At 62.7% G+C, this 21,846-nt stretch carries 24 protein-coding genes; 11 read left to right on the top strand and 13 right to left on the bottom strand.

What is annotated here, in order from left to right; all coding sequences use genetic code 11:
- Positions 1–77: 77 nt before the first annotated feature.
- Positions 78–530, bottom strand: coding sequence for a GatB/YqeY domain-containing protein (locus E5554_RS18395; RefSeq protein WP_099231727.1), 453 nt, complete (start codon positions 528–530; stop codon positions 78–80).
- A gap of 153 nt (positions 531–683) precedes the next feature.
- Here E5554_RS18395 and carA point away from each other — a divergent pair, with 153 nt between their 5' ends.
- The 5 genes from carA to E5554_RS18370 all read left to right on the top strand — a co-directional run bounded on the left by carA (position 684) and on the right by E5554_RS18370 (position 6,843).
- On the top strand, positions 684–1,862 hold the full coding sequence (carA, locus tag E5554_RS18390; RefSeq protein WP_136187678.1) for a glutamine-hydrolyzing carbamoyl-phosphate synthase small subunit: 1,179 nt from the start codon (positions 684–686) through the stop codon (positions 1,860–1,862).
- Complete coding sequence (locus E5554_RS18385) at positions 1,859–2,227, top strand: ribonuclease E inhibitor RraB (RefSeq protein WP_136187677.1); 369 nt, start codon at positions 1,859–1,861, stop codon at positions 2,225–2,227. Before carA ends, E5554_RS18385 begins: the two co-directional genes overlap by 4 nt.
- A gap of 58 nt (positions 2,228–2,285) precedes the next feature.
- The gene (carB, locus tag E5554_RS18380) at positions 2,286–5,621 is read left to right on the top strand and encodes a carbamoyl-phosphate synthase large subunit (RefSeq protein WP_136187676.1); all 3,336 of its coding nucleotides are present in this window, start codon (positions 2,286–2,288) and stop codon (positions 5,619–5,621) included.
- Between the two features lie 81 nt (positions 5,622–5,702).
- Complete coding sequence (gene greA / locus E5554_RS18375) at positions 5,703–6,179, top strand: transcription elongation factor GreA (RefSeq protein ID WP_004211784.1); 477 nt, start codon at positions 5,703–5,705, stop codon at positions 6,177–6,179.
- Between the two features lie 4 nt (positions 6,180–6,183).
- Positions 6,184–6,843: a rhomboid family intramembrane serine protease gene (locus tag E5554_RS18370; protein WP_136187675.1), complete on the top strand. Its 660-nt coding sequence runs from the start codon at positions 6,184–6,186 to the stop codon at positions 6,841–6,843.
- A gap of 63 nt (positions 6,844–6,906) precedes the next feature.
- Here E5554_RS18370 and E5554_RS18365 read toward each other — a convergent pair whose 3' ends face one another.
- The 5 genes from E5554_RS18365 to E5554_RS18345 all read right to left on the bottom strand — a co-directional run bounded on the left by E5554_RS18365 (position 6,907) and on the right by E5554_RS18345 (position 9,244).
- Positions 6,907–7,128 (bottom strand): DUF4170 domain-containing protein, encoded by a 222-nt coding sequence (locus E5554_RS18365; RefSeq protein ID WP_004211788.1) that lies wholly within the window; start codon positions 7,126–7,128, stop codon positions 6,907–6,909.
- Positions 7,129–7,232: 104 nt separating this feature from the next.
- A complete protein-coding gene (locus E5554_RS18360) occupies positions 7,233–7,886 on the bottom strand; it encodes a DUF883 family protein (RefSeq protein WP_136188408.1) in 654 nt (217 codons plus the stop codon).
- Positions 7,879–8,202, bottom strand: a complete 324-nt coding sequence (locus E5554_RS18355) for a hypothetical protein (protein WP_125998630.1) — start codon at positions 8,200–8,202, stop codon at positions 7,879–7,881. Before E5554_RS18355 ends, E5554_RS18360 begins: the two co-directional genes overlap by 8 nt.
- Positions 8,199–8,573 (bottom strand): phage holin family protein, encoded by a 375-nt coding sequence (locus E5554_RS18350; protein ID WP_136187674.1) that lies wholly within the window; start codon positions 8,571–8,573, stop codon positions 8,199–8,201. Before E5554_RS18350 ends, E5554_RS18355 begins: the two co-directional genes overlap by 4 nt.
- 65 nt (positions 8,574–8,638) lie before the next feature.
- Positions 8,639–9,244 (bottom strand): hypothetical protein, encoded by a 606-nt coding sequence (locus tag E5554_RS18345; protein ID WP_004211793.1) that lies wholly within the window; start codon positions 9,242–9,244, stop codon positions 8,639–8,641.
- 226 nt (positions 9,245–9,470) lie between these two features.
- Here E5554_RS18345 and eno point away from each other — a divergent pair, with 226 nt between their 5' ends.
- The 4 genes from eno to E5554_RS18325 all read left to right on the top strand — a co-directional run bounded on the left by eno (position 9,471) and on the right by E5554_RS18325 (position 13,818).
- Complete coding sequence (gene eno / locus E5554_RS18340; RefSeq protein ID WP_037521021.1) at positions 9,471–10,745, top strand: phosphopyruvate hydratase; 1,275 nt, start codon at positions 9,471–9,473, stop codon at positions 10,743–10,745.
- Positions 10,746–10,835: 90 nt separating this feature from the next.
- The gene (locus E5554_RS18335; protein ID WP_004211795.1) at positions 10,836–11,147 is read left to right on the top strand and encodes a septum formation initiator family protein; all 312 of its coding nucleotides are present in this window, start codon (positions 10,836–10,838) and stop codon (positions 11,145–11,147) included.
- Between the two features lie 230 nt (positions 11,148–11,377).
- On the top strand, positions 11,378–12,451 hold the full coding sequence (gene pdhA, locus E5554_RS18330; RefSeq protein WP_136187673.1) for a pyruvate dehydrogenase (acetyl-transferring) E1 component subunit alpha: 1,074 nt from the start codon (positions 11,378–11,380) through the stop codon (positions 12,449–12,451).
- On the top strand, positions 12,451–13,818 hold the full coding sequence (locus E5554_RS18325) for a pyruvate dehydrogenase complex E1 component subunit beta (protein WP_136187672.1): 1,368 nt from the start codon (positions 12,451–12,453) through the stop codon (positions 13,816–13,818). The genes pdhA and E5554_RS18325 overlap by 1 nt, the downstream gene beginning before the upstream one ends.
- 65 nt (positions 13,819–13,883) lie before the next feature.
- Here E5554_RS18325 and E5554_RS18320 read toward each other — a convergent pair whose 3' ends face one another.
- From E5554_RS18320 to E5554_RS18310, 3 genes are read right to left on the bottom strand one after another with little or no spacing between them, the layout of a single operon-like run.
- Positions 13,884–14,543: a pilus assembly protein gene (locus E5554_RS18320; RefSeq protein WP_125987297.1), complete on the bottom strand. Its 660-nt coding sequence runs from the start codon at positions 14,541–14,543 to the stop codon at positions 13,884–13,886.
- On the bottom strand, positions 14,540–15,073 hold the full coding sequence (locus tag E5554_RS18315) for a TadE/TadG family type IV pilus assembly protein (RefSeq protein ID WP_247594301.1): 534 nt from the start codon (positions 15,071–15,073) through the stop codon (positions 14,540–14,542). The genes E5554_RS18320 and E5554_RS18315 overlap by 4 nt, the downstream gene beginning before the upstream one ends.
- A gap of 59 nt (positions 15,074–15,132) precedes the next feature.
- Positions 15,133–17,127 (bottom strand): TadE/TadG family type IV pilus assembly protein, encoded by a 1,995-nt coding sequence (locus E5554_RS18310; RefSeq protein WP_136187670.1) that lies wholly within the window; start codon positions 17,125–17,127, stop codon positions 15,133–15,135.
- 139 nt (positions 17,128–17,266) lie between these two features.
- Here E5554_RS18310 and E5554_RS18305 point away from each other — a divergent pair, with 139 nt between their 5' ends.
- Together E5554_RS18305 and E5554_RS18300 are read left to right on the top strand one after the other, a co-directional pair.
- Positions 17,267–17,926 carry a hypothetical protein gene (locus E5554_RS18305; RefSeq protein WP_136187669.1) on the top strand — a complete coding sequence of 220 codons (660 nt, stop codon included), beginning with the start codon at positions 17,267–17,269 and terminating at the stop codon, positions 17,924–17,926.
- A 45-nt stretch (positions 17,927–17,971) separates the two neighbouring features.
- Positions 17,972–18,436, top strand: coding sequence for a hypothetical protein (locus E5554_RS18300; protein WP_136187668.1), 465 nt, complete (start codon positions 17,972–17,974; stop codon positions 18,434–18,436).
- Between the two features lie 16 nt (positions 18,437–18,452).
- On the opposite strand, the gene trmFO is transcribed toward E5554_RS18300, so the two are convergent.
- The 4 genes from trmFO to E5554_RS18280 form a co-directional block, all read right to left on the bottom strand.
- A complete protein-coding gene (trmFO, locus tag E5554_RS18295) occupies positions 18,453–19,799 on the bottom strand; it encodes a methylenetetrahydrofolate--tRNA-(uracil(54)-C(5))-methyltransferase (FADH(2)-oxidizing) TrmFO (protein ID WP_048937311.1) in 1,347 nt (448 codons plus the stop codon).
- Between the two features lie 123 nt (positions 19,800–19,922).
- Positions 19,923–20,330 (bottom strand): hypothetical protein, encoded by a 408-nt coding sequence (locus E5554_RS18290; RefSeq protein WP_136187667.1) that lies wholly within the window; start codon positions 20,328–20,330, stop codon positions 19,923–19,925.
- Between the two features lie 50 nt (positions 20,331–20,380).
- Positions 20,381–20,752, bottom strand: a complete 372-nt coding sequence (locus E5554_RS18285; protein ID WP_136187666.1) for a hypothetical protein — start codon at positions 20,750–20,752, stop codon at positions 20,381–20,383.
- Positions 20,753–20,772: 20 nt separating this feature from the next.
- Positions 20,773–21,795, bottom strand: a complete 1,023-nt coding sequence (locus E5554_RS18280) for an SRPBCC family protein (RefSeq protein ID WP_136187665.1) — start codon at positions 21,793–21,795, stop codon at positions 20,773–20,775.
- Positions 21,796–21,846: the final 51 nt, after the last annotated feature.

Genomic DNA, 21,846 nt, shown 5'->3' with positions numbered 1-21,846 from the left:
CACCCACCCCAACCCCTCCCTTGGAAGGGAGGGGCTATTATGTCAGTATCGCACGCGCATGTCAGCCCGGTGCTAACTCAGCTCAGCGCCGCCTTCACCAGCCCGCTCGCCTTGCTCATGTCGATGACGGCGCCATGGCGTTCCTTGAGCACGGCCATCACCTTGCCCATGTCCTTGACGCTTTCCGCGCCGATCTCGGCCTTGATGCCCTCGATCGCCGCCTTGGTCTCGTCTTCGCTCAGCTGCGCCGGCAGGAAGGTTTCGATGACGTCCAGCTCGGCCTGTTCCTTGGCGGCCAGTTCGTCGCGGCCGCCGCTCTTGAACATGTCGATCGATTCGCGGCGCTGCTTCACCATCTTCTGCAGCACCTCGACCACGACCGTGTCGTCGTCGGGCACATTGCTGGCGGTGCGCAGTTCGATGTCGCGATCCTTGAGCTTGGCCAGGATCAGGCGCACGGCAGCCAGGCGATCCTTGTCGCCGGCCTTCATGGACTCCACTTGGGCGCTCTTGATGGTGTCGCGAATCATGGGCGAATTAATCCTGTTTCTCGGGAAAGGAGTAGATATAATGCGAAAAGAGATTTTTAACAGACGTTGACCTTCACGCGTTGCGGGAATAGGTGACCGGCCGTTTAACCCGCACCAGACGGGTTCCCGCAAAAGCATAAAGGACCGCAGACCATGGCTGACGCCAAGACCCTCATTGTGCCCAAAGGAGCGACAGGGGTATTGGTTTTTGCCGATGGCTCCGCCGTCTTCGGTCGCGGCTTCGGCGCGGTCGGCGACGCGGTCGGCGAACTCTGCTTCAATACCTCGATCACCGGCTATCAGGAGATCATGACCGATCCCTCCTATGCCGGGCAGATCATCACCTTCACCTTCCCGCATATCGGCAACGTCGGCACCAATCTCGACGACGTCGAAGCCGACAGCCCCTATGCGCTGGGCTGCATCGTGCGCCAGGACGTCACCGCGCCCAGCAATTTCCGCAATGTCGAACCGTTCGACCAGTGGATGAAGGAAAAGGGCCGCATCGGCCTCGCCGGTGTCGACACCCGCGCGCTGACTAGGCTGATCCGTGAGAAGGGCGCGCCCAACGTCGTCATCGCCCATGATCCCGACGGCAATTTCGACATCGCCGCGCTCGCTGCCAAGGCGGCCGCCTGGCCGGGCCTTGAAGGCATGGACCTCGCCATCGAAGTCACGGGCAAGGAAAGCCGCCTATGGAAGGACGGCATCTGGACCATCGGCCATGGCTATGGCCTCAATGAAGCGGGTGAGGAACGCCCCCATGTCGTCGCCATCGATTATGGTGCGAAGAACAATATCTTCCGCAATCTGGTGAAGGCCGGCGCGCGCGTCACCGTGCTGCCCGCCACCGCGAGCTTCGATCAGGTCAAGGCGCTCAATCCCGACGGCGTGTTCCTGTCGAACGGTCCGGGCGATCCGGCCGCGACCGGCGAATATGCCGTGCCGGTGATTCAGCAGGTACTGGCCGCCGATATCCCTGTCTTCGGCATCTGCCTCGGCCACCAGCTTCTGGGCCTGGCCGTCGGCGCCAGGACGATCAAGATGCATCAGGGCCATCGCGGCGCCAACCATCCGGTCAAGCGCCTGTCGGATGGCCTGGTCGAGATCACCAGCATGAACCATGGCTTCGCCGTCGATGTCGACACGCTGCCGGCCAATGCGCGCTCGACCCATGTCTCGCTGTTCGACGGCAGCAATTGCGGCATCGAACTCACGGACAAAAATGCCTTTTCGGTCCAGTATCACCCCGAAGCCTCGCCCGGCCCGCAGGACAGCTTCTACCTGTTCAAGAAGTTCGTCGATGGCCTCAAGGGCGCGGTCGCCGCGTGAGCCAGAACCTGCCCCCGGTTGACGAAGCGCGCCTTGCCGCAGAGTGGGAGGCGGACAGGCAAGTCCTCGCCAATCTCAAGCGCAATGGCGACGTCGCGCGTTTCGCGCGGCCCGTGGATGTCAGCTTCCGGGGCAGCGAGAAGGATTTCGAGCGCGTCCTGACCATCGCCAGCCAGTTCGGCTTCGTCGAACTGGACCGGGAGGAAGATGAGGAAGGCGACCTGTTCCTGTTCCTGGAATGCGTGCAGCCGGTCGACGAAGCCTCGATCCGCGCGCTGACCCGGAAATGCCTCCAGATCGAAATTCTCTGCGGCGTCGAATATGACGGCTGGGGTTGCGAGGCGCAGACGGGAGGCGTGCATTGACCGCCATTATTCAAATTGTGCGCGTGAGCGCCTTCAACTGTAAATCAGAGGCCAAATAATGCCCAAGCGCACAGACATCTCCTCCATCCTCATCATCGGCGCTGGTCCGATCATCATCGGCCAGGCGTGCGAGTTCGATTATTCGGGCACGCAGGCGGTCAAGGCGCTGAAGGAAGAGGGCTATCGCATCATCCTGGTGAATTCCAACCCGGCCACGATCATGACCGACCCGGAATTTGCCGACGCGACCTATGTCGAGCCGATCACGCCCGAAATCGTGGCGAAGATCATCGAGAAGGAGCGGCCCGATGCGGTGCTGCCTACGATGGGTGGCCAGACCGCGCTGAACACAGCCCTGGCGCTGTTCAACGACGGCACGCTGGAGAAGTTCGGCGTCCAGATGATCGGCGCCGACGCCGAGGCGATCGACAAGGCGGAGGACCGGATCAAGTTCCGCGACGCCATGGACAAGATCGGCCTGGAATCGGCCCGCTCGCGCATCGCCCACACCATGGAAGAGGCGATGGAAGCGCTGGAGTTCACCGGCCTTCCCTCGATCATCCGTCCCAGCTTCACCATGGGCGGCACCGGCGGCGGCATCGCCTATAATCGCGACGAGTTCATGAACATCGTCCGCGGCGGCCTGGATGCCTCGCCGACCACCGAAGTCCTGATCGAGGAATCGCTCCTCGGCTGGAAGGAATATGAGATGGAAGTCGTGCGCGATCGCAACGACAATTCCATCATCATCTGCTCGATCGAGAATGTCGATCCGATGGGCGTCCATACCGGCGACTCCATCACCGTCGCGCCGGCGCTGACGCTGACCGACAAGGAATATCAGATCATGCGCAACGCCAGCCTGGCGGTGCTGCGCGAGATCGGCGTCGAGACCGGCGGTTCCAACGTCCAGTTCGCGGTCAATCCCAAGGACGGCCGCCTGGTCGTCATCGAGATGAACCCGCGCGTGTCGCGTTCCTCGGCGCTCGCGTCGAAGGCAACCGGCTTCCCGATCGCCAAGGTCGCGGCGAAGCTGGCCGTTGGCTACACGCTCGACGAGATCGAGAATGACATTACCGGCGTGACCCCGGCCTCGTTCGAGCCGACCATCGACTATGTCGTGACCAAGATCCCGCGCTTCGCCTTTGAAAAGTTCAAGGGCGCCGAGCCGCTGCTGGGCACCGCCATGAAGTCGGTCGGCGAAGTCATGGCGATCGGCCGCAACATCCATGAATCGATGCAGAAGGCGCTGCGCGGTCTGGAAACCGGCCTGTCCGGCTTCAACCAGGTCGATCATCTGGTCGGCGCGCCCAAGGACGACATCATCGCCGCCCTGGCACAGCCGACGCCCGATCGCCTGCTGGTTGCCGCGCAAGCCCTTCGTGAAGGTCTGACCGTCGCGGAAATCCACAATATCGCCAAGTTCGACCCCTGGTTCCTGGAGCGCCTGAAGGAAATCGTCGAGGCCGAGAATGAGGTGCTGGAACATGGCCTGCCGCGCGATGCGGACGGCATGCGCCGCCTCAAGGCCATGGGTTTTTCCGACAAGCGTCTCGCCTGGCTGGCGCTCAAGTCGGCCAATCTGCGCGGTAATGAGCGCGGCGTCGCGCGCGGCAGCGGCCTGATCCACGATGCCGTCGTCGCCATGACCGGCGGCGTGACCGAAGACGAGGTGCGCAGCCTGCGCCACAAGCTGGGCGTGCGTCCGGTGTTCAAGCGGATCGACACCTGCGCCGCCGAGTTCGAGGCGAAGACGCCCTATATGTATTCGACCTATGAAGCCCCGATCTTCGGCGAGCCGGAGAATGAGGCGCAGCCCAGCGACCGCAAGAAGGTCGTCATCCTGGGTGGCGGTCCCAACCGCATCGGCCAGGGTATCGAGTTCGACTATTGCTGCGTCCATGCCTGCTTTGCGCTGAGCGAAGCCGGCTATGAGACGATCATGGTCAACTGCAACCCGGAAACCGTGTCGACCGACTATGACACGTCTGATCGCCTCTATTTCGAGCCGCTGACGGCCGAAGACGTGCTGGAAATCCTGCATGTCGAAATGTCGAAGGGGACGCTGGCCGGCGTGCTGGTGCAGTTTGGCGGCCAGACGCCGCTCAAGCTCGCACAGGCGCTGGAAGATGCCGGCATCCCGATCCTGGGCACCAGCCCGGACGCGATCGACCTGGCCGAGGATCGCGAGCGCTTCGCCGCGCTGATCGACAAGCTGAAGCTGCGCCAGCCGGCCAACGGCATTGCCCGCAGCCGCGAAGAGGCGATCGCGGTCGCCAACCGCATCGGCTATCCGGTGCTGATGCGTCCGTCCTATGTCCTTGGCGGTCGCGCCATGGAAATCGTCGATGGTCAGGCCCAGCTCGAAGAATATATCACCACCGCCGTGCAGGTGTCGGGCGACTCCCCGGTGCTGATCGACCAGTATCTGCGTGATGCGGTCGAGGTCGACGTGGACGCGCTGTGTGACGGCGACGATGTGGTCGTCGCCGGCGTGCTGCAGCATATCGAGGAAGCCGGCGTTCACTCCGGTGACTCGGCCTGCTCGCTGCCGCCCTACAGCCTGTCGGACGAGGTGATTGCCGAGATCGAGCGTCAGACCGAAGTGCTGGCCCGTGCCCTGTCGGTCCGTGGCCTGATGAACATCCAGTTCGCGGTCAAGGATGGCATCGTCTATCTGATCGAGGTCAATCCGCGCGCCAGCCGGACCGTGCCCTTCGTCGCCAAGGCGATCGGCACCCCGATCGCCAAGATCGCCTCGCGCGTCATGGCCGGTGAAAAGATCAAGGATCTGCCCAGGATCGATCGCAACGCGATCGACCATGTCGCGGTCAAGGAAGCGGTCTTCCCGTTCAACCGCTTCCCCGGCGTCGATCCCGTGCTCTCGCCGGAAATGAAGAGCACCGGCGAAGTCATGGGCATCGACAGCAATTTCGCGACCGCCTTTGCCAAGGCGCAGCTGGGCGCGGGCACCGTGCTGCCGACCAGCGGCACCGTCTTCGTGTCGGTCAAGGATAGCGACAAGCCGGTGATCCTGCCGGCGGTGCAGAAGCTGGCGGGCATGGGCTTCACCATCATCGCGACCGGTGGCACTGCCACTTATCTGGAAGGGCAGGGGATCGCCGTCGAGCATGTGAACAAGGTGGCTGAAGGCCGTCCGCACATCGTCGACCGGATCACCGATGGCGACGTGCAGCTCATCTTTAACACCACCGAAGGCTGGCAGTCCCTGAAGGACAGCAAGGCGATCCGCACCAGTGCTCTACGCGCAAAGATTGCAAGTTTCACCACCGCGACCGCCAGCGTCGCTGCGGCGGACGCAATCGAGGCTTTGCGGGACCGCGCCCTTGAAGTGCGCTCGCTCCAGTCCTATTATCCTGGGTCGCACGCCTGATCCCCTTCACCAGGAAGCATGCTGCGGGTGGCGCCACGTTCGGCGCCGCCAAAGGGAAGTTTTGACGAAGGATTTGCAATAATGGCGACCGTCGAGAAGATGCCGATGCTGCAGGTGGGCTATGACAAGCTCAATGCGCAGCTCCGCGAACTGAAGGCCGAGCGCCCTCTGATCGTGGACGCCATCGAGGAAGCTCGTGCCCACGGCGACCTGTCGGAAAATGCCGAATATCACGCCGCCAAGGAACGGCAGGGGCAGGTCGAGGCAACGATTTCCGACCTGGAAGACAAGCTGTCGCGCGCCCAGATCATCGATCCGACCACCTTGTCGGGTAACAAGATCGTGTTTGGCGCGACCGTGACCCTGCTGGACGAGGATGACAAGCCGGTCAAATATCAGATCGTGGGCCAGGCCGAGGCGGACGCCAAGGCGGGCATGATCAGCTATAACAGCCCGCTGGGCCGTGCGCTGATCGGCCGCGAGGTCGGTGACGAGGTGGAAGTGTCGGTCCCGTCGGGCGACAAATTCTACCTGGTCGACAAGATCGCGTTCATCTGATCCCGTGAAACTGCCTGCCGGACGCACGACCAACGCGATCGCGCTGGTCACGTTCGTCCTGTTCCTGTTGCTGCTGGCAACCGGGCAGATCGACAATGCGGCCTTGCTGGGCGGGTTCATTCCTGCCCGCATTGGCAACCCCGGCTTGCTGGACGGCATGGCGGCGGTGCCCTGGTGGCTGACGCCGCTCAGTTGCACCTTCGTCCATGCCGGCTGGCTGCATATCGGCTTCAACCTGCTGATGCTGCTTTTCTGCGGGCGGCAGGTCGAACATGTGCTGGGCCGCACTGGCACGCTGATCCTCTATGTCGCCGGCGCCTATGCCGCCTGCTTCGCCCAATGGGCGATCACGCCGGAATCGGTCAATCCGATGGTCGGGGCGAGTGGCGCCATTTCCGCGATCATCGCCACCTATGCGCTGCTCTACAGCCAGCAACAGGTGCGGCGGATCGGGCCTTTGTCGGCCAATTTTGTGCGGGTGCTGTGGCTGGCGGCCGCCTGGATCACGATCCAGCTGATGATCGGTGTGGCGACGGCGGGGGGATTGGGCGATCTGGGTCAGATCGCGATTGCCGCGCATATTGGCGGCTTCCTGGCAGGGCTGGCCCTGACCAGGCCCTTGCTGCGCTGGCGCTTCCGCAAGCGGCCCCAGGCTATCAATTGATCGTTCGATAAACTGTGTTCGGGCGAAACCGGGGCATGATCCGGTCTCGCCCGAAACGGGCCATCAGGCTGCCGGCAGCTCAGGCTCCAGCAAGCGGTGCAGATGGACGATCACATAACGCATTTCGGCGTCATCGACGGTGCGCTGCGCGGCGCCGCGCCAGGCCTTTTCGGCCGAGGCATAGTCGGGGAAGACGCCAACCAGGTCGACCTTGCTCAGGTCCTGGAATTCCAGCGTCTGCGGGTTGGTTACGCGGCCGCCCATCACCAGATGCATCTTGCTCATGGCGTTATATGTTCTCCTTTGACTGATCGCGGTGCCTTAGCATCGTCCCTGCGATCCGCCAAGGAAAGCGGCCTGTGTGTCGATTGCGTTTGCGGCAATCGCGATTAGCTTTTCGGCAATCGTGCCTTGATCGCGTCGCCCAACGCCTCGACGCGGGTGGAGACGAGCGCGACCAGTTCGTCCGCCAGCTTCGATGCCTTGCCGCCAAGATCGGCCGATGCCGCAGCGTCACGGGCCGCCGTCGCGGTGTCGCTTGCGCTTTCCTTGGCGCTCGACAGCGCATGGCTGGCCGTTTCGCGGGCCTTGCTGAGCACTTCGCCGGCATTGTCCCGCGCACTGGCCAGCGCTTCGCCAGCATTATGGCGCAGCGACTCGCTATTCTCGCTCGCGGCCGTGCGGGCGGTGGCGGCTGCTTCCAGCACCCGCGCGCCGGCAGTGGCGGCCAGGCCCGGCAGCGCCTTCATCACTTTCCGGCTCTTCGGGAACATCCAGGCGATGACTGCGCCGGCCGCGACCGCGCCGGCCACGGCCGCAACCGGATGCTCCTGAATGATCTCGTTGGCGCGGGCAGCGACCCGCTGGCTCCGATCGCGCGCGTCGCCATAGGCTTCACTCGCCTTGTCCTTGCCGGTCTGGATCAGTTCGCCGGCGCTTTCGCGCGCCTTGCCGGTGCTGTCCTTGATCATGTCGGTTGCGCTGCCGGCGGCGTCATTGGCCGCTTCGCGGACGCGGGTCAGTTGGGCGCGGATGTCAGCCATCATCAATCTCCGAAATTTCCGTGTTACGGTTCCTCAGTCGAACGAACAGTCGTCCGAAAAGTGCCGTGAGGGGGCGGCGGAAGAGAAACAGGACGATGCCGGTTGCGGCCGCGCCGGTGGCAGCCGGCCGCTGGCGCACCTTGGCACCGACATAGGCGACGCCGTCGAGCGCAGTCGCCGTGATCTTCGCCTCGACATCGGCCTTCAGCCGATCGGGTGCGATCCGCGCCTGGGCATCGGCAAGGCTCAGGACCGCCTTGCTGCGCAGATGCGCCGCGCGTTCGGTCGCTTCGAGATAGGCCTGTTCCCGGCTCATGACTTGATCGTCTTCAACATATGGCTGATCTGTCCCTTGGCCAGCAGCAGCAGCAGGACGGCGATCAGTACGGCGCCGCCGAACACCGCCAGCGTTGCCCAGAGCGGCCCGATCATCGCGGACAGCGCAATCACCAACCCGATCAACAGGGTCACGATCGCGGCGAACAGCAGCATCAGGGCTACGATCCCCAGGATAGCGGCATTACGGATGCCGGCGCCGGCAATGCCGGCGCGCAGCTTCTGGCGCTCGACCTCCGCCTGCACATAGGCGCGGCCATCGGTGTAGAGGCGGGCGAATGTCGCGCGGACAGACTCCTCATTCCCCTCGGTCTGCGGCGTTGCCACCGTATCCGCTGGTTCCTGCGTCAATTGCCCCTCCGCCCCGTGAACCGGGGCCTGCGGTTAGCCGTCACGATAATCCTGTCTTGCGTCCGTCAGGCGTCGCTGTCGGACGATCCCTTGGCAAGGCGCATCAGCACGAAGCCGACCACGGCGGCAGCGCCGATGGCAACGGCCGGGCTCTTGCGCACGAAATCACGCGCCTCGGTCATCAACTGGTCGACGTCCTTGCTATCCAGCGTATCTGCGGCACTGGCCACCGATTCCGCTGCCTGGCGGGCATAGTCGCCATATTGCGGGCCCAGCTTCGCATCGACCGTGCCGGCGGTATCCGCAATCAGCTTCGACAGGCTCTGCATCGCCGAACCGGTCTTGTCCTTGGCACTGCTCGCCGCAGACTTTGCAGTCTTGCCGGCCTGCTCCTTGATCGGGTCGATATGCGCCTTCCAGTCGACCGAATTGATCTTGTCGGTCGCGGCCTTGGCGGCCTTTTCGGCTTGCGCCTTGATCGGGGCGATCTGCGCGGACCAGCCATGGGCGGCCCCGTTTCCGGGCTTTGCGGGCGCCTTGCGGGTGGCGGCCTTCTTCACCGGCGCGGCCTTGACGGCCGGGGTGGAGGCCTTGGTCGACGCCGGCTTCGCCTTGGCGGCAACCGCCTTCTTCACGCGCTTGACGGGCGGGGTTTCCGGGGTGTCGGCCATTGTCCAAAGTCTCCCTAAAGCTCAACCTCATGGTCCCGCGCGGGGCGGGCTGTCATGATCCTAATGCTTGGCGGCGGCCTACAGTTCCGGCGCCGTTACTATTTTGAGCATCGGCATTTTTTGTCCGATGGCAAGTCCCCCGGATTGCCAAGTTTGGGGCTGCTGGCTAAGCGGGGCCGCGAAAAGGCCGCCCGGCGCGTGTCCGGGCCCAGATCAGGGAGCGATCATGACCGCCATTCTCGATATCCACGCCCGCCAGATTCTCGACAGCCGCGGCAATCCGACCGTCGAAGTCGATGTGATGCTGGAAGATGGCAGCTTCGGCCGCGCCGCCGTGCCCTCGGGCGCGTCGACCGGTGCCTATGAGGCGGTCGAAAAGCGCGACGGCGACAAGAGCAAATATCTGGGCAAGGGCGTGCTTCAGGCCGTCGCCGCCGTCAATGACGAGATTGCCGAGCAGCTCATCGGCCTCGACGCCGAGGACCAGGGCGAAGTCGATGCCGCGATGATCGCGCTCGACGGCACCGAGAACAAGTCGCGTCTGGGCGCCAACGCGATCCTGGGCGTGTCGCTGGCCACTGCCAAGGCCGCCGCCGACGCGCGCGGCCTGCCGCTCTATCGCTATGTCGGCGGCGTCTCCTCGCATGTCCTGCCGGTGCCGATGATGAACATCATCAACGGTGGCGAGCATGCCGACAACCCGATCGACTTCCAGGAATTCATGATCATGCCGGTCGGTGCGGAGAGCATCGCCGACGCCGTGCGCATCGGTTCGGAAATCTTCCACACGCTCAAGAAGGGCCTGCACGACAAGGGGCTGGCCACTTCGGTCGGTGACGAGGGCGGCTTTGCCCCCAACATCGCCTCGACCCGTGATGCGCTCGACTTCATCATGCTGTCGGTCGAAAAGGCCGGCTACAAGCCCGGTGACGATGTCGTGCTGGCGCTGGACTGTGCCGCGACCGAATTCTTCAAGAACGGCAAGTACGAGATTTCGGGCGAAGGTCTGTCGCTCTCGCCGGTCGAAATGGCCGACTATCTCGCCGCGCTGGCCGCCGACTATCCGATCAAGTCGATCGAAGATGGCATGAGCGAGGATGATTTCGAGGGCTGGAAGGCGCTGACCGACAAGATCGGTGACAAGGTCCAGCTGGTCGGCGACGATCTGTTCGTCACCAACCCGGCCCGCCTGTCGATGGGCATCGGCAAGGGGCTGGCCAATTCGCTGCTGGTGAAGGTCAATCAGATCGGCACGCTGTCGGAAACGCTCGCCGCCGTCGATATGGCGCACCGTGCCCGCTACACGGCGGTCATGTCGCACCGTTCGGGTGAGACCGAGGATTCGACCATCGCCGACCTTGCCGTCGCCACCAATTGCGGTCAGATCAAGACCGGCTCGCTCGCCCGTTCGGACCGGCTTGCCAAGTATAATCAGCTGATCCGCATCGAAGAGGAACTGGGCGACATGGCGGTCTATGCCGGTCGTTCGATCTTCCGCTGATCCACGGCTAATTTCAGGTTAGGGATTCGGCTGGTCGCATCGGGCATATTTTTGCTTGCGACCGGCCGAATCCTGTGATTCAAGCAGTTCATGGCGCATATCGCGAAGCTCCGCATGCTATTGATGTCGGCCCTCGGGCCGGCAATCGCGGTGCTATTGCTGCTGTTCTTCGCCGGCTATGTCGTCCTCGGCTCCAATGGCGTGCTTGCCTGGGGCGATTATTCGCGCCAGCTGCGCGATGCGAAGGCTGAACTCAAGATCGTCCAGCTGCATCGCCAGGAGCTGCGCAACCGGGTCGACCTGCTCAATCCGCGCCGCGTCGATCCTGACCTGTCGGACGAACTGATCCGTCGCCAGCTTGGCGTGATTCATCATGATGAAGTGATCGTTCCGCTGAACTGATCTGCATCCCGACGGGGTGCGCTTTCCATTTATTTGGTAAAATCCTATCGCGGCAACATTTTGTTGCCAGCCGTTCGTGGCCCGTTTTCGACAGCGTTGTCATGGATTGTCGTTTTTGCACTCGGGATATTCATTATGCCGGGATTCCGTGGGGTCCGCCGTTGCAATCTATGCAACTCTGACGCATATCGGGCTTCCTTCCATCCTACCCACGCAAAAGGATAATAGCCTTGGCGAAACCAACCACGCCGCGCGCCGACAGCGCAAAGGCAAAGGCCGCAGCGCCGGCCGGTGCGGACCATAATCGTCCGCGCCCCGAAACGCCCACCGACTACAAGGCCAGCAAGGAAGAGCTGCTGGAATTCTATCGGCAGATGGTTCTGATCCGCCGCTTCGAGGAAAAGGCCGGCCAGCTTTATGGTCTGGGTTTCATCGGCGGTTTCTGTCACCTCTATATCGGCCAGGAAGCGGTTGCGGTCGGCATCCAGTCGGCGCTCAAGCCCGGCAAGGACAGCGTGATCACCGGCTATCGCGACCATGGTCACATGCTCGCCTATGGCATCGATCCCAAGGTCATCATGGCCGAACTGACCGGCCGCGAAGCCGGCATTTCGCGTGGCAAGGGCGGTTCGATGCACATGTTCAGCGTCGAGCATAAATTCTATGGCGGCCACGGCATCGTCGGCGCCCAGGTGTCGCTCGGCGCGGGCCTGGCCTTTGCCCACAAATATAATGATGATGGCGGTGTGTGCGTTGCCTATTTCGGTGACGGCGCGGCCAACCAGGGCCAGGTCTACGAATCGTTCAACATGGCCGAACTGTGGAAGCTCCCGATCATCTTCGTGATCGAGAACAACCAATATGCCATGGGCACCAGCGTCAACCGCGCCTCGTCGGAAGACCAGCTTTATCGCCGTGGCGAGAGCTTCCGCATCCCCGGCATCCAGGTCGATGGCATGGACGTTCTGGCGGTGCGCGGTGCGACCGAGGAAGCGCTCAAGTGGGTCCAGGGCGGCAATGGCCCGATCCTGCTGGAAATGAAGACCTACCGCTATCGCGGTCACTCCATGTCCGATCCGGCGAAATATCGTTCACGTGACGAGGTTCAGGCTGTGCGCGACAACAGCGACCCGATCGAGGGCGTGAAGAAATATCTGATCGACGCCGGCGTTAGCGAGGACGAGATCAAGGTCATCGACCAGGATATCCGCAAGATCGTCGCCGAAGCGGCCGATTTCGCCGAAACCTCGCCCGAACCTGAGATGCATGAACTCTATACCGACGTGCTGGTGGAGCAATATTAATGGGTATCGAAATCAAGATGCCGGCGCTCTCGCCGACGATGGAAGAGGGCACGCTGGCCAAGTGGCTGGTGAAGGAAGGCGATGAAGTGAAGTCCGGCGACATCCTCGCCGAGATCGAGACCGACAAGGCGACGATGGAATTCGAAGCCGTCGACGAAGGCAAGATCGGCCAGATCGTGATTGCCGAAGGCACCGAAGGCGTGAAGGTCGGCACCGTTATCGCGACGATGGCGGGCGAGGGCGGCGAAGCTGCTCCGGCACCTGCGCCGAAGGCAGAAGCGCCCAAGGCCGAAGAAGCCCCCAAGAAGGCGGAAAGCGGCACGTCGAAGCTGGCGTCGGAAGCCAAGGCGACCGTGCAGGATCCCGACCTCCCGGCCGGCACCGAGTTCGTCAAGACCACCGTGCGCGAAGCGCTGCGCGACGCCATGGCCGAGGAAATGCGGTCGGATCCGCGCGTCTTCGTGATGGGCGAGGAAGTCGCCGAATATCAGGGCGCCTACAAGGTGACCCAGGGCTTGCTCGACGAATTCGGTCCCAAGCGCGTCATCGACACGCCGATCACCGAATATGGCTTTGCCGGCATCGGTTCGGGCGCGGCCATGGGTGGCCTGCGCCCGGTCATCGAGTTCATGACGTTCAACTTCGCCATGCAGGCGATCGACCACATCATCAACTCGGCGGCCAAGACGAACTATATGTCCGGTGGCCAGATGCGCTGCCCGATCGTGTTCCGTGGTCCCAACGGGGCGGCCAGCCGCGTCGGCGCGCAGCACTCGCAGAACTATGGTCCCTGGTATGCCGCCGTTCCCGGCCTGATCGTCATCGCGCCCTATGACGCGGCCGACGCCAAGGGCCTGCTGAAGGCCGCGATCCGCTCGACCGACCCGGTCGTGTTCCTGGAGAATGAACTTCTCTATGGTCGCAGCTTCGACGTGCCCAAGGTCGACGATTATGTCCTGCCGATCGGCAAGGCGCGCATCATGCGTCCGGGCAAGGACGTGACCCTGGTCAGCTACTCGATCGGCGTGGGCCTGGCGCTCGACGCGGCCGAGCAGCTTGCTGCCGAGGGCATCGATGCGGAAGTGATCGACCTGCGCACGCTGCGTCCGCTCGATACCGCGACCGTGCTGGAAAGCCTGAAGAAGACCAACCGCCTGGTGGTGGTGGAAGAAGGCTGGCCGACCTGCTCGATCGCGTCGGAAATCGCTGCCGTCGTGATGGAAAAGGGCTTCGACGATCTCGACGCCCCGGTCCTGCGCGTTACCAACGAGGATGTGCCGCTGCCTTATGCCGCCAACCTCGAAAAGCTGGCACTGATCGACACGGCCCGCGTGGTCGAAGCGGCCAAGAAGGTCTGCTACAAGTAAGAATGAAAAAGGGGCGGTCCGATCGGATCGCCCCTTTTTTTAATCAGACCTATGGTGGCCGGCTATCAGGAGCAGGCTGCAGTCTGCGAGGTGGACAGGTTGCCGGCATTTTTCATTGCCTGGTCGGTCCGTTCGCGCACGTTGAACGCGCTGGTGTAGCGGATGACTTTCGTGCCGAAGATGCTGTTGGAGACCAGCGGCTGATAGGTATAGGCCACTTCCACGAACATCACGGCCGTGCCGCTGCCTGATTTGATCTTGGTCCCGGTGGGGCCAAGCCCGTCCGCCAATGTGGCGTCGCTGGTGCCGTCGCCGGCCTTGCCGTAAGTGGAGGTAAAGGTACCGCCACCCCAGCAGCGCTGCCAGCGAATATATTGCCCTGCCTTGGTGCCGGTCTGGGTATTGGGCTCCAGGTCGGACAGGAAGATGCGGGTATTCGCCTTGAAATCCTTGAGGTTGGCGCCGGCCAGTTCGGCGCCGGTGAAGATTTCGTTGATATCCGCCTCGTCAATCGAGGTTCGCTCGCGCGAGGCGTTGTCGGCTACCAGCATCGCGATCTGGCTAACGCGCATATGGGCGGTTGCCAAATTGGCGATTTCCAGTCCGCCCATGGAGAGGACCATTAGCACCGGCAACGAATAGGCAAATTCGATCAGGGCCAGGCCGGACTGATCGTCGCGCAGACGGCGCGCCCAGCGCGCAAGGGGGAGGTGGGTCGGTTTCATGTGCAGATGATCGGCAATGTTGCCTGGTTGGACCAAGGCTGGTTGCGGATGGTGGCGTTGGCCGTGGCGGTCTGGGTCGCGCTCCAGCCCAGCAGCTTGGCCATCGGGAACAGGCGGGGCATGGACACTGTCACCTGATAGAAGACGATATCATCGGCACCACCAAGACCAGTGGATCCTGCGCTGCTGTCGTAACTGCCATTGCCATTGGAATCCTCGAAGCAATCGCCCGTGTTGAAGCTGCCAAGCGGTGCCGTATCCGTGGTGATTTTTTCAGGCTTTCCCACGCGCGAGAAGTTGTAATAGCTCTTCTTGGTCACCGAAGTGGAGCCGTTCTTGCTGTTGATCGCCTGCATCTGCGCATCGATATAGGCATCGATCTGGGTACTGTTGAGTGTCCCGACCGATGCCGCGCGGGCGGCCCTGTCGAGCACACCCTGGGTCACCGAGCGCAGATAGGACTGATAGCCCAAGTCGCCGACGCCCATGATGAACAGGCAGAGGGGCGTGACGATCAGGCCGAACTCCATCAGCGTCGCGCCACGTTGATCATGCTGTAGATCACGGGGGAGGTGGAGAGGGCGGGGCATCAGTTCGACAACCGCAGGCCGCCAATATTCTTGGCGATGTTCTGGAACGTCGTTTTCAACTGGGCGGCTGAATAGTTCATGCTCCAGTGATTGGCGCTGCTGGCGCAATTCTGCAGTTCCGTGCTCATGACGTTTGAATTGCTAAAGCCGATGACCCAAATCGTGATGCCTCTGGATTTTATGGCATTGCACATCATTTCCATGCGGCGATTGTGGATGGCGGTCAGGTCGCTATTGGATGCTCCTGATGGCCCGTCGCGTTGGTCGAGTGACTGATAGCCCCAAGCGCCATAGACGTTGTTATAGGCGCTCATTGTTCCGTCCGTCATGAACACGATGTGCCGCGAAATGTTGAAACCGTTGGGAGCTGAAGCATTTTCATCCGCAAATATGCCGGTCGGTGACAGGAATCGGGCGCCCCACATCATACCGATGGTATGATAAGTGCCTCCTACTGCGACCAATCCATCGACGTAGCTGTCGTAGCTACTCGACTGTCCGGTTGGTATCGCAGTGCGGCTGGCATAGCTGGTCAATTTTCGCGCCTGACTCGGGCATGCGTTCCAGCCGCCAGAACCTGCGCGATAGGTGTCGCTTTCGGCCTTTAGAGCCTTTGTGTTATCGATGTTGTCATTCATCCAACGACCGTTGCGCTTAAATTCGACCTGCGGGAGATGGGGGCGCCATCTTGTCTCTGTATCCGTTGCAGCCGTATCGATCTGAAGATCGAAAGCTGTGCTTGGGATGGAGGCAGTGGACGTGGTGGCCGAAATATTGCTGTCGGTGGAGCGTTCCTCGATACAACCGGACCATTTCATAGTCGATGCCACAGCGGTACTGTTCACGTCGTTTGGCGAACTGGCATTATAGCTAGGATTTGCAACGCTGTTGCCGGCGATCACACCGGTTAGATCAACCGGATATTGTCCATATTCCCATGAATAGAACTTGGTATCGCTATTACCCGAATTTGTTCTGGAATATGTTTTCGTGACGGCGCTTTCCTTGCGAACGCACTTGCGATTGTTGCTGCCCGATGGCGATGATGTAGAGCCATTGAAGGAATCATAGCTATAAGTCGTCGTCACCACCGTTGATGGAGCGCTTCCGGAGTTTAATGGATTGCCGTTTCCGTTATTATTGGAATAGGACGTGCAACTTGACGGGGATAGCGTTGAGGATGTTGTTGCGGCATTGGCATCTGTCGATGTTGCATAGCAGTTGTTCAAGCCGTAGCGACGATAGCAGATTACAGGTTGCGAACTTGTTTCATAGATTGCGCGACGGGTCTGATAATTCCACGTGTCGCCAGAAGTCCCGCCAATTAAATCTTCCGTCGGCAATTGGTAGCCGACATTGACCGTGCTGCTATAGGGCATGAACCCATAGCGGATGCGGCCACTGCTGTCGGAACCAGGACCCAGCGTATCGTAGAAGTCCTTCACGGCCTGCTGAAGCGCCGCGAGCTTCACGACGCTGCCACCAGAGCCGTTGGAAATGGAATCTGCCATCGATCCGGTCGTATCCAGCACCAGCATCACGTCGGTATTGCCGATGTCGAAGCGGGAATCGCAGTTCACTGCCAGCGACAATGTCTGAACGCCGAAGATGCGCATGATGGTGGTCGGGATGGTGGTCGCAGCCGACACCTGGACCGTGGTCGTCTCGCCGGGCTTGCTCTGGATCACGGGCGTGAAGCTGGCGGCGCCGAAGGTCTGCTGCGGGAAGTTGAAGTCGAAGAATTTCTTCGCCTCGGCCTTGTTGTCATCGGTCATTGACGCGGTCGTCATCGCACGCCGTCCCGCCAGTGCTGCGGCGTCGCAGGCTTGCTGCATCCGGGCGCGGACCATATAGGCGCGGCTCATGTCCACGCCGCCGCCGATCAGGCCGGCGAGCGGGATGATGGCTGCGGCCACCATGGCGAGCGTGTTGCCCGCCTGGTTGCGCCGAAGCCGGCCAAGGAATGTCATCGCGCGCTTGATCTGCTTGCCCATGTTCCGCATTCACCCATGTCGCCCGTTTCCCCCCAGAAATCTGGACAGGGCCATCGTCGGCTATGCAACGGGACTGGTTAGGGTCTCTATGCGAAGTCTGGTTAAAGGATTGATAAGCCATTTTTAGATCGGGATCGAAATGATGGATCGCACGGACGATCTGGCGCCGCTGGCGCGCCTGCTTTCCGGGCATGCCGGGCGCCTTGCCGAGCGGCATCGGGCGCTCTGGGCGTTGGACCAGCGCTTTGCGCAAATTGCGCGAACAACCAGCGATGCGGCGATCGGGCAGATGCGCCTCGCCTGGTGGCTGGGCGTCGTCATGGACGAGGCGGGCGTCAAGGGACAGGGCGAGCCGGTGGTCGACTGGCTGCGCGCGATCGGTGCGCTGGCCGCGCCCGGTATCCCGGCGATGCTCGATGGTTGGGAAGTGCTGGTGGTGGAGTCGGAGATCGATCTCACCGGCCTGCGCGACTATGCCGCCGGCCGCGGCGGCGGGCTGTTCCAGGCATTGGCCGATGTAGCCGATGCGCCCGACTGGCTGATCGCGGCGGGCAAGGTCTGGGCCTTGTGGGATCTGTCCGCCCATAGCGGCGACGAGGCGCTGGCGGACGCCGCCATTGGCCTGGCCCGCGACCTGTTGCCGCAGGTTGGTGATCCGGCGTGGCCCAGGGCGTGGAAGCCGCTGCGCATCGCCTATCTGCTGGCGCGGCACGATGTCGAGCGGGGACAGCGGGCGCCGGTCGGGCTGACGCGGAACATGGCCTGGCGGCTGATGCGGATCGCGCTTGTCGGGCGCTAGTCGATCGCGATAGGTTCGCTGCCGTCACGAAGTGGGGAGCGGGCGATGGGACGGTTGCTGGCAGGTGGCATGGGGGCTTTGCTGCTGGTCGCGGCGGGCCTGTTCTGGTGGCAGGGGCGGGCGACCAACGAGCCGCCGCCCAAGGCTTTGCTCGCGCCGCCGCCGCCGCCAGCCAACGAAGTCTTGCCGGAGGGCGACCCCGATGCGGTCGGGGAGGCGCCGCCAATGCCCGGCGAGACCAGTCCGCAGAGCCGCGAGGAAAAGCGCTTTGCCCGTTATGACCGCAATCGCGACGGCATCATCAGCCGGATCGAGATGCTGGGCAGCCGCACTGCCGCCTTCAAACAACTCGACACGAACAAGGATAATCTCCTGTCGTTCGAGGAATGGGCGGTCGCGACCGCGGACCGCTTCACCGGGGCTGATGCCGACAAGAACGGCAAGCTGACCCCGGCCGAATTCGCCACGACTGCGCCGAAGCGCGCGGTGAAACCACGCTGCAAATGCTGAGCCTGTCCCGGACGGGTCAGGCCGGTTCCACCACCTCACCCAGCCAGCGACCGAAGGAGGCGCGGGCGCGGGCGGTATAGGCTTCCTTGCGCTGCTTCTTCTTGACGTCGTCCAGCGTCGGGAACAGGCCGAAATTGACGTTCATCGGCTGATAGTCGGCGGTCTCGACATTGCCAGTGACATGGCCGAGCAGCGCGCCGAGCGCCGTGTCGGCGGGCGGCGGCGCCAGGTCCTGGCCCAATATCTCGGCCGCGGCGAAACGCCCGGCGATCAGGCCGATGGCGGCACTTTCGACATAGCCCTCACACCCGGTCATCTGTCCGGCGAAGCGGATATGCGGCGCGCTCTTGAGGCGCAGCGTCGGATCGAGCAGCTTGGGGCTCTGGATGAAGGTGTTGCGATGCAGCCCGCCCAGCCGCGCGAACTCCGCCTTTTCCAGGCCCGGAATGGTGCGGAACAGCTCGACCTGGGCGCCATGCTTCAGCTTGGTCTGGAAGCCGACCATATTCCACAACGTGCCCGACGCATTGTCCTGGCGCAGCTGGACCACGGCATAGGGCCAGCGGCCGGTCTTGGGATTGTCCAGCCCCATCGGCTTCATCGGGCCGTGGCGCAGCGTTTCCGGCCCGCGCGAGGCCATCACCTCGATCGGCATGCAGCCCTCGAAATAGGGGGTGCTCGACTCCCATTCCTTGAACTCGGTCTTCTCGCCGTCGAGCAGCCCCTGGACGAAGGCCTGATACTGCTCCTTGTTCATCGGGCAGTTGATATAGTCCTTGCCCTCGCCGCCGCCGGGGCCGATCTTGTCCCAGCGATTGGCCATCCAGCATTCTTCCATGTCGATGCTGTCGAAATGGATGACCGGCGCGATCGCGTCGAAAAAGGCGAGATGCTCCATGCCGGCGGCTTCGCCGATGCTGCTGGCGAGCGCGGCGGCGGTCAGCGGCCCGGTGGCGACGATGGTCATGCCTTCGGTGGGCAGCGTGTCGATCCGCTCGCGCACGATCTCGACATTGGGATGTTCGGCCAGCGCGCGGGTGACGCCGTCGGAAAAGACATGGCGGTCGACCGCCAGGGCGGAGCCGGCCGGCACCTTGGCCGGTTCGGCGCGGTCCATGATCAGCGAGCCGAGGCGGCGCATTTCCTGATGCAACAGGCCCACGGCATTCTTGTCCGCGTCATCGGACCGGAAACTGTTGGAGCAGACCAGTTCCGCCAGCCCATCGGTCTGGTGCGCCGGGGTCATCTCTCCGGTGCCGCGCATTTCCGACAGGCGAACCTTGATACCGGCCTGGGCGAGCTGCCAGGCGGCTTCCGAACCGGCGAGACCGCCGCCGATGACATGGATCTGATGATTGGACATATTTCGCTTAACTTCGCACTTTTCCCGCACATTCGGCAATTTCCGAACGCCAGTGGGACATATTGTTATGAGATGCAATCAGTATAGCGGGCCATGGTTCAATAGGACAGGGGCGCGGAAATACTATTCCGGCGTGTAGGCCAGCCAGCCGCTGAGGCCGCTGGTGGCGATCAGGGCAAAGCTCAAATCGGGGACTTCCCCCAGTAGGTCGCAGCCATAAGCCACGCCGAAGCCGATGGCGGCACCGGCGAGCAACCAGAAGGCGCGGGGTGCAAAAAGGGGGCAATGATATGCCAGGACGCGCATCGACGTCGTCCCGATGATGATTGGGATGGCGGCAGCCAAGGGGCCGAAGATCAACGCGAAGAGCAATATGAGGGGCAGGATGATGAAGATGCCCAGATCCACCGTGATGGCATCGGGTATGCGGCGATAGAGATCGGCCGCCAGATAGAGCGTCACGAATAGCGGGCCGGCGGTTAGGATCGCGCGGCCGGCGCCGCGAAGATGGGCAGGATCGGCATGGGACATCGGAACCTCCCGAAAAGGGGGAGGGTGGGGCGCACCCTCCCGACGAGCGATCAGGCGGCCTGGGGATGGCCGTCGTGCAACCAGCCATTCACCTTGCGACCGAAATGGGCGATCGCGCCCATGTTGAAGAAATGCATGCCGCCCAGCACGAGCACGGCGAGGCCGATCTTGGCACTGAGGAAGCGGATCGTTTCGGCATAGCTGGTCGGTTCCTTGCCCAGGCTGAGCGTCAGGGTGATGAAGCCGATATTGACGAGGTAGAAGCCGACGACGAGCAGATGGTTGGTTGACTGGGCCAGTTGCGCATCATGGCCGAAACATTGGGTCAGGAAGACCTCGCCATTTTTCGACAGGGTGCGCGCGACCCAGATGGTGATGGCGAGCGTGATGACCAGATAGAGGGCATAGGCGGTTTCAACCATGGTTCATCTCCTTGTAGCGGTCAGAGGATGGTGGGCGCGACCGGTCGTTCGGCGCGCTGCTTGATGAGGGCGAGCAGGTTCTTTTCGATGTCGCCCAGGAAGAGTTCGCCCCACAGCCGGGAATAGCCATTGACCGGGGTCTGCATCCAATAATGGGTGTCGATGATGACGCGGGTGCGGCCGGGGCCGGCCGGTTCCATGCGATAGCCGCCGGTCGTCACCTTGAAATAGGCGCTGTCGGGCATCAGGTGCCGGTCGGTGAATTGCCAGGCGTCGAGCCCGCGAAAATCGAAGCGCCAGCCGATGCTGCGGCCCGGTTGCCAGTCGATGATATGTTCGCGAAACCGCACCTGCCGGCCCCAGTCGGCCATGCGGACCGCGCCGATCCCGTCGCCCAGCATATGCGCGCCGAGCGGTCGGGGCACGCCCAGCACATCCTGGGTGAAGGTCCATGTGCCGTCGCCCGGTCGGACATCGGGAATGCCGCGCAGCAGCGGCCAGATCCGGTCCGGGCTGGCCTCCACGATGATCGAGCGGCTGACCGTGGCGGTGGCGTCGGGCAGGGGGATCATCGGTTCGACCTGCATCGCGATCAGCGGCATGGCCAGCACCGCCATGCAATAGCTGGTGCCACGATCGCCGGCCCGGCCGCGCAGCCGGTAGGTGGCATAGGCGCCTGCCAGACCGCTGACGATCCACAGCGGGGCGAGCATGACGATGCAGATCACCCCTTCCTTCAGCACCGGGACGGACAGGAGGATGGTGGCGCCCAGCAGCCAGAGCGGCATCATCATATAATAGCGGCGCGACCGCTCCGCCCAGGGATCGCCGACATAGGCAACGAAAGATGTGAGCGCGGCCGGCAGGAGCAGCAGGAAGGTGAAGCTGACAAGGCCATTCACGCGGGTGGCGTCGAGCAGCAGATAGACGCCGATCGCAAAAGCCATGGCCAGCGCGACCGCCGAGGCGATGCGCAGCGGGGCCGATCCGGTGCGGGGGATCGGGGCAACGGGATCGGGGTTTTCGTCGTTTATATCAGACATTTCTGTAAACTCCGAAACTGGCGGGCGCGATCGGGCGTCAGGGCGCATCGA

The organism is Sphingobium sp. PAMC28499 (assembly GCF_004795815.1).
Taxonomy (GTDB): domain Bacteria; phylum Pseudomonadota; class Alphaproteobacteria; order Sphingomonadales; family Sphingomonadaceae; genus Sphingobium; species Sphingobium yanoikuyae.
Note: the sequence above shows the minus strand (reverse complement) of the source record. Positions and strands in the feature narration are given on the sequence as shown.